Source organism: Vagococcus proximus, from assembly GCF_029143285.1.
Taxonomy (GTDB): Bacteria; Bacillota; Bacilli; order Lactobacillales; family Vagococcaceae; genus Vagococcus_D; species Vagococcus_D proximus.
Window position 1 is genome coordinate 125,970 of the sequence record NZ_JAPDSH010000007.1, and the last position, 16,706, is coordinate 142,675.

The window sequence follows — 16,706 nt, forward strand, 5'->3', positions numbered from 1 at the left end:
TAGATGAGTAAAATTAAATTTGCCGTGGTTGGTTTTGGAGGAATGGGTGGGCATCATGCCCGTCATTTAATTAGAGAAAATAATCATGTAGAGGTACATGGCATTTATGATATTAAAGAAGAACGCCGTGAAGCTGGGCAGGAGGAAGACTTTAAAGTGTATCAGACACTTGAAGAAGTGCTATCTGACAAAGAAGTTGAAGCAGTTTTAATTGCAACGCCAAATGATTCACATAAAGAAATAGCGATTGAGTCACTTAAAGCAGGAAAGCATGTTGTTTGTGAGAAACCGGTAATGATGTCTGTATCAGATTTTGATGATGTTGTAAAAGTATCAGAAGAGACGGGCAAAGTCTTTATGACACATCAAAATCGTCGTTGGGATTCTGATTTCTTAATCATCCGTGATCTATATAATAAAGAAACAATTGGCGAATTATTCCAAATTGAATCACGTGTACACGGGGCTAATGGGATTCCAGGAGACTGGCGTCATCTGAAAGCACACGGTGGTGGTATGTTACTAGACTGGGGCGTACATTTATTAGATCAACTCTTGTTCATGATCAAGAGTCCAATTAAGACCGTTTATTCAGATATGAGTTTTGTATTAGGCGATGACTGTGATGATGGATTTATGAGTTACATTATTTTTGAAAATGGTGTTCGTGCCCATATCGAAGTGGAGACGAGTAACTTTATAAAATTACCACGTTGGTATGTTAAAGGATATAAAGGAACAGGGGTAATACATGACTGGGATTTATCAGGAGAATTAGTTTTACAAAGAGAAACAGATGTTAAACATGAGCCAACACCTATTCAAGCAGGTCAAGGTTTAACAAAAACAATGGCGCCACCATCTGAAGAAATGACAGAACGCCGTTCTTTACCTGTAGTTGAAGCTGAATATGAGTCATACTATGATAATTTCTTTAATGTCGTGAGACAAGATGCTGAACCTGTAGTTAAAAATAGTGAAGTACGAGAAGTGCTAGTCTTAATTGAAAGAATTTTTGAATCGGCTGAGACAGGTAAGACGATTACTTATTAGTATAGAAAAGGGAACGTAATGTCTAACATTACGTTTCTTTTTTTTTTAATTGTCATTTTCTGTACATTAGAAATTCATTAAAAAAAGAGAATTATTTTCAGAAAAAATATGCTATAATCAATCATTATAAGTTTTGCCACTATATTTTTGACAAAAGGATGATGCGCATGGAAAAAAAAGAGCAACAATTTGGTTTAATGACCGCCATAACAATGATTGTTGGAATTTGTATTGGGTCGGGTATTTTCTTTAAAGGAGACGACATCCTCCGATTTACGGGTGGCAGTGTTCCATTAGGAATTTTAGTATTATGTATTGGAGCATTCAGTATTATTTTTGGAAGTATTAGTCTAACAGAGCTATCAGTAAGAACTGAAAAAAGTGGTGGTGTCGTTGGCTATTTTGAAGAGTTTATTTCAACTGAGATGGCCAGTGCATTTGGCTGGTTCCAGATGTTATTATATTATCCAACTATTAATGTTGTCGTAGCATGGGCAGCAGGAATTTATACCCTAATGGTATTAGGAATTGAAGGAAGTTTAGAATTACAAATTTTAATAGGATTAGGGTATTTACTCTTCTTTTATTTTTTAAATTATGTATCAAACCGCTTAGGTGGTTATTTTCAAATTATTTCAACATACGTTAAGCTGGTTCCGTTAATTGGAATTGCCCTGATCGGATTATTTTGGACAAAAGATACACCAGAAATTCCAGCGACAATGACAAAAGTACCCTTAACAAACGTTGGGATGGGATGGCTTGCAGCACTTGCACCAGTCGCTTTTTCTTATGATGGGTGGTCAGTTGCTACAAGTATTACGAATGAAGTGAAGAATCCTAAGAAAACAATGCCATTAGCCTTAACAATAGGCCCGCTAATTGTTTTAGTTGTTTACTTATCTTACTTTATCGGTTTAACTGGGATTTTAGGACCAGAATATGTATTAGCAGCCGGAGATCAAGCTATTTATAGCATTGGTCAATTATTATTTGGGGCTCATGGTGGAACGATTATAACATTGTTTGTTGTGATTTCTGTACTAGGTGTGACAAATGGTTTGGCAATGGGGAATTTAAGAATGCCTCATGCTCTTGCAAGTAAACAAATGATGCCGAATGCGGATAAGATTTTAGGAACAAATAAATTAAAAACGATGACACCACGCTCGTTCAGATTGTCATTAGGCTGTGCCCTTTTTTGGATGTTGATGCATTATTTAACTCAAAAGATGGGAATTATGGCAGGAGGCGACATAAGTGAAATCGCGATTGTCTTTAGTTACATTTGCTACCCCATTTTATATGTAAAAATTATTAAGATGAAATTAAGTGGTGAGATTAAGAGTACCTTTAAAGGATTAATCGCTCCAGTTTTAGGTATTCTTGGTAGTGCGATTATTGTTGTAGGTGGAATTGTATCTAACCCAGTTTACGTTTCAATTTTCATTGTGATTTGTTTCTTAGTGTGTGCTTATGGGTATTACTATTATGCAACAACAAAAAAACGTTCTCTTTCATAAGAGAACGTTTTTTATTTAATTAAAAAATGGATTTGTAGCTTTTTCATGACCGATTGTTGTAGACGGACCGTGTCCTGGATAAGCTTTGTAGTGATCAGGTAATGTGAATAAGTGAGTACGGATGCTTGTTAACAATTGATCCATATTACCTGTATGTAAGTCAGAGCGACCAATACTACCAGCAAATAGAGCATCTCCTGTTACAACAAATTCAGATTCAGGGAAGATGAAACTAACACTTCCAATAGAGTGACCTGGTGTTGGGACAACTTTAAATGTCATACCGCCAAGAGTGTAATCTTTCATTTCGAATTCATGCTCAGCAGGGGTTAAGATAAGATCTGGCATATCGTTGTGGCGTAACATACCAGATAAGTTAAGCATAGGATCACTTAACCATGCTTGTTCTAGCGGGCTAACGTAAACAGGAATGTTATAGACGTTACGAATCTCTTCAACGGCTCCAATGTGATCGTAATGTGTATGTGTTAGTAAAATCGCAACAGGTTTGCGTCCTAATTCAGTCACGATAGCTTGAATTTTATCTCCATCGTTTCCAGGGTCGACGATAAGCATAGACTCGTCGTTATAAATAAAATAACAATTTTCTTCTGGCGCACCAGAGGTAACAAATGATTTAATCTCAATCATGGTAAAACTCCTCTCAAAATAAGTTCACTATAAGTATACTCAATTAAGAAGCATCTGACAAAAAATAGTGTTTAACCTTGTGTATAGAACGCAATAGTATCCACTAAAAATTTTGTCGCACCTATTCCGCATCGTGAGTCATAGTAGTCGGTAAATTCAGGTGTCATAAGATACATTTGACCAAGTCCGTGGTGTTTGGCTTTAGAATAATCACCCCAGCTTAGTGTTAGCCATTTTTTGTGAAGGGTGTAGATTATTTCGGTTTCTGCAGAGGGGATAGACAGTTTTAAATGGTGAGTTAATTTTCCAAGTAAGTCTTGCTCAAGAGCCATCCAGTTCTCGTAATCGTCTTGTGTTCGATTTTTAAAAATCGAATTTGCTTGTTCAACAGCTTCCGTGCCGTATTTTTGACGGATTTCTTCGCCATAAGTTGATTCATTATGTTGCAAATGTGAGTCTTTAAAGTGTTGAAATTTTTCTTCATTCGTCATAGGTAAGTCTCCTTTTTTTGAAGCAATTGTTTGGTCTAGTGTTGCAATGAGATGGGTTAAACGATTTCGTTTTTCTACAAGTGCTAGCCGTTGTTGTTCTAGTAATGTCACTTGATTGGTTTCTTTTTCAAGCATGTTTTTTATTTGTTCTAATGAAAAATCTAATTCACGGTAAAATAAAATAGTTTGCAAGCGGTCAACCTCTTTTTGGGTATAAATTCGGTATCCCGAGTCATTAATAAAAGAAGGGTTTAATAAGTCTAGTTCGTCATAATGTCTGAGTGTTCGTGAGGTTACGCCTCCTAATGTTGCTAATTGTTTAATAGTGAAAGTCATTGGCGCCACATCCTTTCTAACCTTAGTATAAAGGGTGACGTTAGGTGAAGGTCAAGCTAAAAAGGATATTATTTCTCATATTAAATAAAAGAGGGTAAACTGTAACTAGGACATCAAGTGGAGGAGATGAGCAGATGAAAAAGAATAAAAAAATAACGCTAGGATTATTAATTATGGTGATATCGGTTGTAACGTTAAGTGGGTGTCAGAATGTTAGAATGTGGTGGAAAGATTTTGAACAAAGTTTTAAAGGATTAGATATGACAATTAGAACATTTGATGATGATAGTCAAATTATAGATAAAATTTCGGGTAAATCTGTGATGATAGAACGGGATCGTGAATTTGATTCAGATGAAGAAAGTGCGGATTCATCGGTTTTACGTGTTAGCGTGGGGAGGCATGAATTACATCATGTAGGCTCATCGATGATTGTAGCTGAAAAAGGGCTGAATGATGTCTTTGTTGATTATGCACAAAAGCACGATTTGAAAAATATGGATCGTTCTGTTCCAATTGTGAATAAAATGGTTGATGAGTTTAAAAATTCATTTACAGGTAAAAAGAAAGTCGTTTTAATTAGAAGTCAGTTAGGGTACCCGTTAGCAACTTATGCAGGGAATAAAGTTTCAATTTATCAAACAGACGTACCTAAAAGTACAGGTATTATGATTGATAATCATTACTTATTTATTTACCGTTGTGATTATACTATTTATGATACTGAATTGTTAGAATAAACATGGAGGATAAGAGGTGACTGTATGTCAGTTTATGTTATTTATTTTTTTATAATTGTTTTAGCGAATACCGTAGGCGCTATATCTGGAATGGGCGGCGGGGTCATCATTAAACCAGTAATGGATGCCTTTGCTTTTCATCCACTGGCAGCCATCACCTTTTATTCATGTGTGGCTGTTTTTACAATGTCGATTGCATCTACTTACAAACAATTAAAAAATGGGTTTAAAATAGAGTGGTCAAAAGCTATTTCAATTTCGATAGGTTCGGTTTTTGGTGGTGTATTAGGAAATAAGTTGTTCACCTCTTTGTTAACATATTTTGGTGACCAGAAAGAAGTCCAACTTTTACAAATCGTTTTAACCGTGTTATCTCTTATTTTAGTGTTAGTTTATACTTTAAAAAGTACCAAAACCAATAACATCACAAGTTTAGTTGCTTACTTTGCTATTGGGTTATTTCTAGGTGGTTTTTCGACGTTATTAGGAATAGGTGGGGGTCCAATTAACGTGTCATTACTGATTTTTTGTTTCAGTTTAACTATGAAAGAGGCCACGATTTATTCTATTGTAACCATCTTCTTTTCTCAGTTGGCTAAGTTAGTGGAGATTGGAACGAGTACAGGTTATAGCGCCTTTGATTTAACACTTTTATTTGCTATTATTCCGGCAGCAATTATAGGGGGCTATCTAGGAGGGTACTTTAGTGGGAAAGTATCAGATGAAAAAGTCTCAAAAATATTTGTTGCTGTCGTAGTCCTAGTTATTGTTATTAACGTAGTTAACGGTGTGATGTTGATAGTGTAAAAAAGCCAGAGCATTTGCTCTGGCTTTTTTACTAGCTATTTAATTTTTCTAAAACATAGTTAAGTTCAATTAAAACTTCTGGCTCAGTTTCTTTTTCTTTAAAATCGGTTAAAAAAGTAATCAACTCACTAGGATCTTTGGGTGCTAATTCTCCAGAAGCCCAAACGGCGGTTCCTCTAATAACCGGTCTAGGGTCTTTTTCGATGAGTTCTAAGAGATGTGGTAAGGCAGATTTTTGTCGCGCATTGGCTAATGCGATAATGGCATTTCGTTGAATCGGTTTCTTACCACGCCATGACCCTGCAAGGGGACCAAAAGTTTCTTTGAAGTCTCGATTAGAGATCGTTAAAAGAGGGACGAGCAGAGGGTTGACAATATCTGGATCGGGTTCCATCTCGTCGTGTAAGTGGAAATCTTTTCCTTTATTATAAGGGCAAACTTGTTGGCAGATATCACAGCCATATATAATAGTTCTTATTTTAGAACGATACTCTAAAGGCATCATATCTTTAGTTTGAGTTTGATAAGAGAGACACTTTTTACCATTCATGCGACCATCGCCTAGTAAAGCTGTTGTTGGGCAGAGCTCGATGCATTTTGTACAGTCCCCACATTTTGATTCGATAGGTGTGTCGGGTTCAAAGGGAATATTCGTAATGATTTCACCTAAGTAAACATAAGAGCCGTATTCTTCGGTGATGAGTAAGCCATTTTTCCCGATAAAACCAAGGCCGGCGCGTTGGGCTACTGCAACATCAATTAATTCGCCAGTATCTACCATAGGTTTAAAGGTGATCTCATCATTAGTTGTTGCTTTCTCTTGAATAACTTCAATAAGTTTGTTTAAGCGGTCTTTTAAAATATCGTGATAATCCGTTCCCCATGAGGCTCGTGCAAAACTTCCTCTTCGTTCTCCAGGAACTGATGTCGATTTTTTTGTAAGTTTAGTAGGGTAAGCAAGTGCAATCGAAATAATCGAACGGGGAGTATCGAAGATTAAATCAAGGTTAAGGCGTTCATCTATATTAGGATGTTCAAACCCAGTCGTGTGTCCCGCTGCTTTTTGTTCTTCTAAACTTTCTTTTAAATGTGTAAAAGGTTCAGCTGTCGCAAAGCCTATTTTATCAATACCAATATCCTTACTGGCTTGGATAATATCGTTTTTTAATTGGGTATACATGTTCCCACCTCATTTATTTTCAGTAAGATGATAGTAGCAATGAATACGGTGAGATGCAAGCTAAAAAACAGTTTAAATCAGTCGTGTTAAAACCTCAGACTAGAGACCGATTTTGAAAACAACTGATAGTGTGTTACAATACGTATGTATTAAAAATAAGTATGAAGCATTAACGCAATTGATTTTTAGGAAGTTTATTCACACTGGCGCAGCTAGAGGGCTGCAAGGATGCAACAGATGGTAGGGGTTGTGTCGTTTAAATGAGAAACAATAGAGCTGTTTAATTCAACTAGTTTATGGAACAAAACCTTATAAATATTTATTTTTAGTTAGAAAGCCACCCAGGGGTACATTGGGTGGCTTTCGTCAATTTTACGGGTAAACATCGAATTACTAGGTGTATTAAAAAAGGCATGATAAAATAAAAGTAACAAGAAAGCAGTGAGGGGGAGCGGTGAGATGGAGCCAATCGAAATCATTCAACGTTTGTTACTAGCAATAGCTATGGCAGGAGCCATTGGGTTTGACAGGGAGTTTAAAAATCGTCCTGCAGGTATGCGGACACATATTTTAGTTTGCGTAGGGGCGACATTAATAGCTTTGATTCAAGAACAATTATCCGCCAATTCGATTCAGTTTGCGATAGATAATCCAGATTTGATGAGTATTATCAAGGTTGATCCAGCTAGATTGGTGGCACAAGTTGTTAGTGGTATTGGTTTTTTAGGTGCAGGAACGATTATTGTGACCAAACGTTCCGTTTTAGGGCTGACAACTGCAGCTTCGCTTTGGGCAGTTGCTTGTTTAGGGATTGCTGCAGGACTTGGATTATACCCAATCGCTATCGCAGGATTTATTACTATTCAAATGACCTTATCATTATTGAATAAAATTTTAGTTGTAGTGCCAATGAAAAAGCTAGAAATTAAGTACATTCACCGAATCGAGGCAAAAGAATTTATCTCAGAATATTTTATGTTTAATGAAATTAAGGTAAGGGATGTTAACTTTGATGTGGAAAACTCAGAAGATGGTCGTAAGATTTACACAAATGTTTACACAATCGAGTTACCTCGTGGGAAAAACTACGCAGACTTGATTGAGGATTTGTCTCTCAATCCAAATGTTATGAAAGTTAGACTAGTTGATTTATAGTTAAAGGGAACGAAAGCAGAGGGTGATACAATGAAAACATTAGTTAATTTTAGAGATATTGGTGGAATTAAGACGCAAGATGGAAAAGAAGTAGTGACAGGTAAATTATTTAGAAGTGGTGAGATTGTAAAACTCTCTGAAGCAGATAAAAAAGAATTTACGGATACATACGGGATTAAAACGATTATTGATTTTAGAGGCGAGCAAGAAGTGTCAGAACGTCCAGATGATAGTATACCAGGGGTTTCTTATGTCAATATAGATATTATGCGTGATTCAAAAGGAAATACAGCAAGTTTTGACGATTTAGTAGCAGTGAAAGAGTCCTCTAAAGAACAAATGGAAAAAATTTATTATGATATGATTACAACAGAATCTGGTCGTCATGGTTATAAAGAATTTTTAGAGACAATCGTAAAAGACGATGAACCGATTATTTTCCATTGTTTTGCAGGGAAAGACAGAACAGGCTTAGGGGCCGCACTTGTTTTGGGCGTGTTGGGTGTGTCTGAAGATGAGATAAAGCGTGATTATTTAAAAACAAATGAACAAAGACGTGAAGCCAATGCTCAAATTGTTGCAGAGTTAAGAGCAAAAGGAATGACAGAAGAACAATTAGAAGAAATCTTAGTGATGATGACTGTCGACTTATCATATTTAGAAGTGGCTCGTGATGCGATTACTGAAAATTATGGTTCGTTAGAAGACTATGTCTATAACGGTTTAGGTGTAGAACCTTCTGTTATTGCTAAATTGAAGCAACTTTATTTAAAGTAACTATAAAAAGACTTTCCTAAATAATGGAGAGTCTTTTTCTTTTAAGGTAAGATAGAAGCGGAGTAGAAATGTTAAGAAAGAAGTTGTGTTAAATGGAAGAAATAAGACTGATTAATACGAATGACTTACATTCGCATTTTGAAAATTGGCCTAAGATAAGACGTTATTTTAATCAACAGCAACAACTGTCTGAAAATGAAGGACATACAACGATTAGTATTGATTTAGGTGATTTTTCAGACCGTGTTCATCCGCTAACAGAAGCGACAAATGGGCAAGCAAACACAATGTTGATGAATCAAGCTAATTACGATCTTGCAACAATCGGGAATAATGAAGGAATCGGAAATAGTCAAAAAGATTTAAATCATCTGTATGATAAAGCAGAATTTACTGTTGTTTTAGGAAATGTAAAAGATATAAAAACAGGGAAACAGCCAGACTGGGCGAAACCATATGAGATTATAGAAAGTAAAGAAGGGACTAAATTAGGTTTTATCGGGTTAACGGCACCTTATCCGCTGACTTATAATCCAAGTGGTTGGGATATTTTAACAGTGGCAGAGAGTTTGCCACCTTTGCTTAATGAATTAACCCCACAAGTAGATGTTATTATTCTATTGTCTCATTTAGGTTTACCAACAGATCGTGAGATAGCTAAGCATTATCCTGAGATTTCGGTTATATTAGGTGCTCATACACATCATTTATTAGAAAATGGTGAAACTATAGGGGAGACATTACTAACCGGAGCGGGAAAATTCGGTAGATACATCGGAGAAACGCGTCTTCAGATTAAGGATAAGCAAGTGATAGCTAAAGAAACACTAGCGATACCTATCTCGACTTTACCTGAAATAGAATCTGATGAGTTTGAAATAAGCGAGTACTGGCAAAAAGGTGAAATACTATTATCTGAGACGCGATTAGCTGACTTAACTGAACCGCTTAATTTAACTGATCCAAATAAGGACTATGAAACGTTAGGTTCTGTTTGTCTAGAGGCTTTAAAAGAAGAAGCGGGTACGGAGGTCGCTTTACTTAATACAGGATTATTTTTGGGGGCACTAGGTAAAGGAGAAGTTAATGCTTTAATGCTCCATAGATGTTTACCGCATCCCATACATTTAGTTCGTGTAACCTTAAAAGGAAAAGACTTGCTTAAATTTTTAACAAGTATTGAAGAGCAACGTTCCAAATTAAAAGAGCATCCTATTGTTGGAATGGGCTTTCGAGGAAAAGTATTTGGTGAGATTATATATTCAGGTATTACGAAGAATGAGGAAAAGCAATTTTTATGGTTAGGACAAAAGGTAGACCCGAAGAGAGATTATACCTTTACAACTGTTGACCACTTAGTATTTATTAAGTATTTTCCAGTATTACTAGCAAAGGGAAAAATAGACTTTTTATTCCCAGCCTTTTTAAGACAAGTTCTAGGGCAGTATTTACAGACCCACTATTCAATAGAATAAAAAAGGGATATAATGAAAGAGATTAAAAAATTAGGTGGTGAAACGAATGGCAGAAGAAATAAAAGAACAAACTGAAAAAAGTGTAGACAGCGAGTTGGAACAAACGACTCAAGAAGTGGAGTCAATAGAAGAGGATGCTGCGCCTAAACCAAAAGAGAAAAAAGCCCGTGCAGTAATGTTACCAGATGGTGATATTATGGTGGATGAATGCCGTTATCGTCTCGTTAAGAATTACAGAGAAAGTTTTGATATTGAGTTGTTTAATGATAGATATAGTGATGTTTTAAATCGTTATGAATTTATCGTGGGTGATATGGGATTTGAACAATTACGTTTAAAAGGTTTTTTTGCCAATAGTCAGAAAAAAATGCCCGTTGAACAGCGTATCGGCTCACTACAAGATTATTTGTATGAGTACTGTAATTTCGGATGTGCGTATTTTATTCTTGAACGATTAGGTGTACATCCTGTACAAGAGAATAATCGTAGTAATCGTAATAAACGTAACAACAAACGCAATAAGCCAAAACAACAAGGCGCTCATATTCAAGAAAAACGCGGTAAGGCAGATACTTTTGACAAAAAAGGAAAGCCTAAAACACCCATTAAAAATAAGCGTCCTTATGAGCCTAAGAGAACAGGTGGCAAGGATGCTCCTCAATCAAAGCAAGTTAAACCGGCAAGTGTTCCGGAAAAACGCAATTTTACAATTAGACAAAAAAGTGAATAAGTTAGAGGTGTAAGTATGACAAAAGCATATAAAGGTTACTTAATTGATTTGGATGGGACGATTTATTTAGGAAAAGAACCTATTCCAGCAGGCAAACGATTTGTTGAAAGACTTCAAGCGAAAGACATTCCATATTTATTTGTAACGAATAATACGACTAAGCAACCAGCGGTTGTACGTGATCGATTAGAAAATGAATTCGGGATTGTTGTGCCAGAGTCTACAATCTATACGGCCTCTTTAGCGACCGTAGATTATATGAATACTTGTGGCAAGGGAAATAGCGTTTTTGTCATTGGTGAAGCAGGTCTTATTTCAGCTATCGAAGAAGCTGGTTATGTGGTCGATGAAGAAAATCCTGATTATGTGGTTGTTGGTTTAGACAGTCAGGTTACCTATGAAAAATTAGCAACAGCAACGTTAGCTATTCAAAAAGGAGCACACTTTATTGGAACTAATCCTGATAAAAATATCCCAACGGAACGTGGATTAGTTCCTGGTGCAGGGAGCTTATTAGCATTACTAGAAACGGCAACACGAGTAAAACCTGTTATTATGGGGAAACCAGAGGCCGTGATTATGGACGCAGCTGTCTCTAAAATGGGTTTTGCTAGAGATGAGGTCGTGATGGTAGGGGATAATTATGAAACGGATATTAAGTCCGGTATTAATAACGGAATCGATAGCCTGCTTGTTTTAACAGGATTTACTCAAAAAGAAGATGTCGCTAACCTATCTATCGCACCAACTCATATAATAGATAGCTTGGATGAGTGGGAAGTCTAATGACGAAGACAAGGCTGTCAACAGCAATCGGTTGGATTTGCTTGTTTCTATTTATAATTACATTGGTTATTACGCTGACGATAAATGCTTATCCACTGTATGTATGGGAAGTGACTCATCTCCAACTATTAGATTACGTTGATTTATCGAAGGGTGATCTATTAAAAAATTATCGTGAATTGATGGGTTATTTAAATCTCCCATGGCGAAGTGCATTAGTCTTATCTGATTTCCCGGTATCGGAATCAGGTGCGCTTCACTTTTATGAAGTGAAAAAGTTATTTATGCTTAATTATGGTGTGCTTTTTGTGACAGTTATACCAGCATTAGCTTTTTTATATGCACTAGCCAAAGAATCTCGTTTGTGGCAATTAGTGAGACCTTTCCAGGTTGGTGCGATGGTTCCTGTTATAATGGGATTCTTAATGTTAGTTGGTTTCAATCAATTTTTTGTTGGGTTTCATCAGTTATTTTTTGATAATGATGCGTGGTTATTCGATCCACGAACAGATCCAATTATTAATGTCTTGCCACAAGAGTACTTCATGCACTGTTTTGTTTTAGGTTTTACTTTGCTTGAAGTGATCTTTATTATTGGAATTGTAGTTGGTCGTCGTCAATTTAATCGTAAATAAAAAACAGACTCAGTGGAGTCTGTTTTTTTATTTACGATTATTTGTCGTCCTCAACAGCGTGAGCAATACGACTTGCCGCGGCAGCAGCAATAGCACCAACGATATCATCTAAGAACGTATGAACATTTTGACCATCATGGATGTTTAGTTTTTCTAAAATGCCAGGTTTCACTTTATCGATATAGCCATAATTAGTAAAGCCGATTGAACCATAGACGTTCACGATAGAGAGGGCCATGATTTCATCAATACCATACAGTCCTTTGTCTTCACTTAAAATTTCTTGCAGAGGGCTAAGTAGTTTTCCTTCTTCCGCTAAGATATCCAGTTGAATTCCTGTCACAATTGTATTTTGGACTTCACGTTTTTTTAAAACAGCACGAACATTTTCGTTGCAGTCTTCTAATGTTAAGCCAGGAACATAGTCTTTTTGTAAAAAGAGGACCAATTCTCCAATATCAGAGATGGTAACGCCACGCTGTTCTAATAAATCTAATGATGTTTGTTCTAATAAGTTTTTATCTACACTCATTTCTAAGACCTTCTTTCTAACCTACGTTTTTCATAGTAATAGTACGTGTTTTGTAAGTTATTTGCAAGAAAAAAACTACTAGGGTGTTAATTTACCATCGGCAAAAACACTTGTGCTATGGGCAGGTTGAGTACGAATAGTAGGTTCGATATAATGTAGCGCGTTATTAACAGCTGTTGGTGCTTCTCCAAATCCTGTAGCGATTAATTTAACTTTGCCATCATAAGAACAAATATCACCAGCAGCATAAACGCCTGGAATGTTAGTCGACATATCACTGTTAACCTTGATGGATTGACGGGCAAGGTCAAGATTCCAATCATTCATACCGCCTAAATGTGAAACAAAACCATAGCTAACGATAAGATGGTCGGCTAGTAGGGGTTCTTCTTCAGCAGTTTTGGGATTTGTAATGGTAATGGACTCAAGAGTTATATTGTCTCTAGTAGTGCAGTCGCTAATAACGTAAGGTGTTTTGATAACAACGTTGGACTCTTCAAGTTGTTGTAGGCTATGTTCATGAGCTCTGAATGCAGGACGTCGGTGGACTAGAGTCACCGATTTTGCAATAGGTTCTAGCATTAAGGCCCAATCTACGGCCGAATCACCACCTCCACAGAGTATAATATCTTTATCTTTAAATGTCTGAGCATTAGGGATGAAGTAGTGAATTGATTTTTCTTCTAAAGAAGTAGGGTAATCTACTTGTAATTTACGTGGCTGAAAGGCCCCATTTCCTGCAGTGATAATGACACTTTTAGTATAATGCTCTCCTTTTTCTGAAATGAGTTTTAATGTACCATCTGCTTGAGGGTGCAGTTCGGTGACCTCCTCATTTAAACACACAGTGTGATCGAAAGATGACATCTGTTTGGTAAGGTTAGCAATTAAATCCTTGGCTTTAATAGTAGGGTACCCTGGAATATCGTAAATTTCCTTATCTGGATAAAGTAGATTGAGTTGACCACCTAATTCGGGTAAACTCTCGATTAGTTTGGTTTTAGCTTGCCTCATGCCAGCATAAAAAGCGGCGTAAAGTCCAGCGGGACCACCCCCTATAATTGTTATATCAAAAATCTCATGTTGAGACATAATTATTCCTCCATTCGTTAGAACATATGTGTTACTAGTAATCAGTATAAAATAATTATAGGAATTACAACACAAATTTGATTTACTAAGAGAAAGTGATAGAAAAAAAGGATTAAATTCGGTATGATGGATGAGTATAAAAAACTAGGAGGTATAGAGATTATGACATTTCCACAATTAGATTTAGAAAACACAAAAGGTACTGTTGTGACATTAAAAACTAACAGAGGTGATATGACGTTTAAATTATTTGACGAAATAGCCCCTAAGACAGTGGCAAATTTTGTCGGTTTAGCAAAACAAGGTTATTACGATGGTGTTATTTTCCACCGTGTTATCCCTGATTTCATGATTCAAGGAGGCGACCCAACAGGAACAGGTATGGGTGGTGAAAGTATTTACGGCTCAAGTTTTGAAGATGAATTTTCAAGAGACGTATTCAACTTACGTGGTGCGTTATCAATGGCCAATGCTGGTCCTAATACAAACGGGAGTCAATTCTTTATCGTTCAAAACCAAAATATGCCTAAAAATATGTTAGGTCAAATGAAAGACGCTGGTTTCCCAGAAGAAATCATTAATGAATACGCTAAAGGTGGTACGCCTCATTTGGATCACCGTCATACAGTTTTTGGTCATATCATGGAAGGGATGTCAGTAGTTGATGATATTGCCGGAGTTCAACGTGGACCACAAGATAAACCATTATACGATGTAGTTATTGAATCAGTAGAAGTAACAGAATAAAAAATCTAAACTTTAATGTGTTAAGGAGGATTTCTATGTTATTTGGAGCAATCGAAGCAGGTGGCACAAAATTTGTTTGTGCGGTCAGCGATAAAGAATTAAATATACTTGAAAGAGTAAGTATTCCGACGACTGTGCCGGAAGAAACAATGGCAGAGGTATTTGCTTTCTTTGATAAACATGATGTTGTATCGATTGGTGTAGGATCATTTGGTCCGATTGATGTCAATAAAAAATCTAAAACATACGGTTATGTTACGACAACCCCTAAAAAAGGTTGGACTAACTATAATTTCTTAGGAGCACTTAAAGAACGTTACGATATCCCGGTTGCTTGGACAACAGACGTCAATGCTGCTGCATACGGCGAATTGAAAAAAGGTGCTGCTGTAGGCAAAGATAGCTGCCTTTATTTAACGGTTGGAACAGGCATTGGTGGTGGCGTTGTAATTGACGGGAAAATTATCAATGGTTATGGTCATCCAGAAGTAGGGCATATCATAGTTAAACGTCATCCAGAAGATACGTATGAAGGGACATGTCCGTTCCATAAAGATTGCTTAGAAGGTGTGGCTGCAGGCCCGTCTTTAGAAAAACGTTATGGTGTTAAAGGTCATGAATTAGAACCAACACATAAAGCTTGGGAGATTGAAGCGTATTATTTAGCGCAAGCTATAATGAATTACACGCTAGTCTTATCCCCAGAGATGATTATCTTCGGTGGTGGTGTAATGAAACAACAGCAGCTATTCCCACTAATGAGAGAATCATACACAAAACAAGTGAATGGGTATGTCGCAACACCCGAATTGGAGGACTACATTGTCCCGTGTGCATTAGGTGATAATGCAGGAATTACAGGGTGTTTACTGTTAGCAATGGAAGAAATTTAAAAAAGAAACCTCTTATACTTAAGAGGTTTCTTTTTCATTTCACTTTTAAATGATATAACGTATAATAGGATACGCGATTAAAACATAGAAGGGTGGTAACTTGATATGGAATATAAGATTGGTATGGAATTAGAAGGAACAGTAACAGGTGTACAAACATACGGAGCGTTTGTTTCTTTAGATAAAACGACTCAAGGATTAATACATATTTCCGAAGTAAAACATGGTTTTATAAAGAATATAGGTGATGTATTGACTACTGGAGATAAAATTAAAGTGAAAATTATTGATATTGATGATTATTCAAAAAAAATTAGCTTGTCAATGAGAGCTCTAGAGCCTTATGCTAGCCAAAATCAAGCGAAATACAAAAAATATTTTACAAATAAACGTAAGAAAATAGGGTTTCAAAGTATTGAAGAGATGCTTCCTAATTGGATCAATGAAAACATGAAAGAACTTACAGGAAAATAATTGTGTTATTTTCTTGAAAATGTGCTATCATATTTTTAGAATACTGAATCTTATTTGAAAATAGAGGTGGATATTTTGAGTTGCCAATTAGTTGCAGGAACAGTGATTTTAAATACTGAGGACGGTAATAAAAAATTTTTAGTTAAGAAAGAAAGTCAAACTTTTGATTTTGTAACAACTGAAATGAATGAAGAAATAACAAGTTTAGCGACTATTTTGCAAGAGTTGAAATTAAACGCATTACTTGATGTTAATTTGATTGATTTAGTAGAACTAACTAATATAACAATTGATGATAAAAAAATGCCATTATTTGTTTTTGAAATGTCAGAAAAACATGAATCACACGCCGAAACAATTCAAGATGACTTTGCTTGGGAAAGCCCAAAGGTTATGAGGGATGTTTTAGCGAGATTTAATATTTCTGGTGTACCTCTATTTTGATTAAAAATAACTTTAAGTTATTTTTAATCAATGGTTGCGTTTATTAATATAACATGTTATATTAATAAACGTTGTTACGACATGTAGCACAAACGAAAAAAACTTTTTTCAAAAAGTAGTTGACGACATCAACTAATCATGATATTATGATTAAGTTGCTAAGGCGACAATGACACAACGTAGAC

Annotated in this window: 19 protein-coding genes; 14 read left to right on the top strand and 5 right to left on the bottom strand. The window is 36.1% G+C overall.

Annotated features, from left to right (window positions below; all coding sequences use genetic code 11):
* Window positions 1-3 precede the first annotated feature (3 nt).
* Together OL233_RS09520 and OL233_RS09525 are read left to right on the top strand one after the other, a co-directional pair.
* Window positions 4-1,053: a Gfo/Idh/MocA family oxidoreductase gene (locus tag OL233_RS09520; protein WP_275472082.1), complete on the top strand. Its 1,050-nt coding sequence runs from the start codon at window positions 4-6 to the stop codon at window positions 1,051-1,053.
* A 167-nt stretch (window positions 1,054-1,220) separates the two neighbouring features.
* A complete protein-coding gene (locus tag OL233_RS09525; RefSeq protein ID WP_275472083.1) occupies window positions 1,221-2,576 on the top strand; it encodes an APC family permease in 1,356 nt (451 codons plus the stop codon).
* A gap of 15 nt (window positions 2,577-2,591) precedes the next feature.
* On the opposite strand, the gene OL233_RS09530 is transcribed toward OL233_RS09525, so the two are convergent.
* Together OL233_RS09530 and OL233_RS09535 are read right to left on the bottom strand one after the other, a co-directional pair.
* Window positions 2,592-3,227, bottom strand: a complete 636-nt coding sequence (locus OL233_RS09530) for an MBL fold metallo-hydrolase (protein ID WP_275472084.1) — start codon at window positions 3,225-3,227, stop codon at window positions 2,592-2,594.
* A 71-nt stretch (window positions 3,228-3,298) separates the two neighbouring features.
* Window positions 3,299-4,054, bottom strand: coding sequence for a MerR family transcriptional regulator (locus OL233_RS09535; protein WP_275472085.1), 756 nt, complete (start codon window positions 4,052-4,054; stop codon window positions 3,299-3,301).
* Window positions 4,055-4,188: 134 nt separating this feature from the next.
* Between OL233_RS09535 and OL233_RS09540 the strand changes: the two genes are divergently transcribed.
* The gene (locus OL233_RS09540; RefSeq protein WP_275472086.1) at window positions 4,189-4,794 is read left to right on the top strand and encodes a DUF5052 family protein; all 606 of its coding nucleotides are present in this window, start codon (window positions 4,189-4,191) and stop codon (window positions 4,792-4,794) included.
* A 24-nt stretch (window positions 4,795-4,818) separates the two neighbouring features.
* Window positions 4,819-5,601 carry a sulfite exporter TauE/SafE family protein gene (locus OL233_RS09545; RefSeq protein WP_275472087.1) on the top strand — a complete coding sequence of 261 codons (783 nt, stop codon included), beginning with the start codon at window positions 4,819-4,821 and terminating at the stop codon, window positions 5,599-5,601.
* A gap of 31 nt (window positions 5,602-5,632) precedes the next feature.
* Here OL233_RS09545 and queG read toward each other — a convergent pair whose 3' ends face one another.
* Complete coding sequence (gene queG, locus OL233_RS09550) at window positions 5,633-6,781, bottom strand: tRNA epoxyqueuosine(34) reductase QueG (RefSeq protein ID WP_275472088.1); 1,149 nt, start codon at window positions 6,779-6,781, stop codon at window positions 5,633-5,635.
* A gap of 459 nt (window positions 6,782-7,240) precedes the next feature.
* Between queG and OL233_RS09555 the strand changes: the two genes are divergently transcribed.
* The 6 genes from OL233_RS09555 to OL233_RS09580 all read left to right on the top strand — a co-directional run bounded on the left by OL233_RS09555 (window position 7,241) and on the right by OL233_RS09580 (window position 12,339).
* Window positions 7,241-7,936, top strand: coding sequence for an MgtC/SapB family protein (locus OL233_RS09555; protein WP_275472089.1), 696 nt, complete (start codon window positions 7,241-7,243; stop codon window positions 7,934-7,936).
* 30 nt (window positions 7,937-7,966) lie between these two features.
* Window positions 7,967-8,713: a tyrosine-protein phosphatase gene (locus OL233_RS09560; RefSeq protein ID WP_275472090.1), complete on the top strand. Its 747-nt coding sequence runs from the start codon at window positions 7,967-7,969 to the stop codon at window positions 8,711-8,713.
* A gap of 92 nt (window positions 8,714-8,805) precedes the next feature.
* Window positions 8,806-10,188 (top strand): bifunctional metallophosphatase/5'-nucleotidase, encoded by a 1,383-nt coding sequence (locus tag OL233_RS09565; RefSeq protein ID WP_275472091.1) that lies wholly within the window; start codon window positions 8,806-8,808, stop codon window positions 10,186-10,188.
* Between the two features lie 46 nt (window positions 10,189-10,234).
* Window positions 10,235-10,918, top strand: a complete 684-nt coding sequence (locus OL233_RS09570) for a YutD family protein (RefSeq protein ID WP_275472092.1) — start codon at window positions 10,235-10,237, stop codon at window positions 10,916-10,918.
* 15 nt (window positions 10,919-10,933) lie between these two features.
* Window positions 10,934-11,704: a TIGR01457 family HAD-type hydrolase gene (locus OL233_RS09575; protein WP_275472093.1), complete on the top strand. Its 771-nt coding sequence runs from the start codon at window positions 10,934-10,936 to the stop codon at window positions 11,702-11,704.
* Window positions 11,704-12,339 (top strand): TIGR01906 family membrane protein, encoded by a 636-nt coding sequence (locus tag OL233_RS09580; RefSeq protein ID WP_275472094.1) that lies wholly within the window; start codon window positions 11,704-11,706, stop codon window positions 12,337-12,339. Before OL233_RS09575 ends, OL233_RS09580 begins: the two co-directional genes overlap by 1 nt.
* Window positions 12,340-12,376: 37 nt before the next feature.
* On the opposite strand, the gene OL233_RS09585 is transcribed toward OL233_RS09580, so the two are convergent.
* Both OL233_RS09585 and OL233_RS09590 read right to left on the bottom strand, forming a co-directional pair.
* A complete protein-coding gene (locus OL233_RS09585; protein ID WP_275472095.1) occupies window positions 12,377-12,871 on the bottom strand; it encodes a phosphatidylglycerophosphatase A family protein in 495 nt (164 codons plus the stop codon).
* Between the two features lie 78 nt (window positions 12,872-12,949).
* A complete protein-coding gene (locus OL233_RS09590; RefSeq protein ID WP_275472100.1) occupies window positions 12,950-13,966 on the bottom strand; it encodes an NAD(P)/FAD-dependent oxidoreductase in 1,017 nt (338 codons plus the stop codon).
* A gap of 159 nt (window positions 13,967-14,125) precedes the next feature.
* Here OL233_RS09590 and OL233_RS09595 point away from each other — a divergent pair, with 159 nt between their 5' ends.
* The 4 genes from OL233_RS09595 (at window position 14,126) to OL233_RS09610 (ending at window position 16,521) form a co-directional block, all read left to right on the top strand.
* Window positions 14,126-14,710 (top strand): peptidylprolyl isomerase, encoded by a 585-nt coding sequence (locus OL233_RS09595; RefSeq protein ID WP_275472096.1) that lies wholly within the window; start codon window positions 14,126-14,128, stop codon window positions 14,708-14,710.
* Between the two features lie 29 nt (window positions 14,711-14,739).
* Complete coding sequence (locus tag OL233_RS09600; protein WP_275472101.1) at window positions 14,740-15,603, top strand: ROK family protein; 864 nt, start codon at window positions 14,740-14,742, stop codon at window positions 15,601-15,603.
* A 105-nt stretch (window positions 15,604-15,708) separates the two neighbouring features.
* Window positions 15,709-16,077 (top strand): CvfD/Ygs/GSP13 family RNA-binding post-transcriptional regulator, encoded by a 369-nt coding sequence (locus tag OL233_RS09605; RefSeq protein ID WP_275472097.1) that lies wholly within the window; start codon window positions 15,709-15,711, stop codon window positions 16,075-16,077.
* Between the two features lie 75 nt (window positions 16,078-16,152).
* Window positions 16,153-16,521, top strand: coding sequence for a hypothetical protein (locus OL233_RS09610; RefSeq protein WP_275472098.1), 369 nt, complete (start codon window positions 16,153-16,155; stop codon window positions 16,519-16,521).
* Window positions 16,522-16,706: the final 185 nt, after the last annotated feature.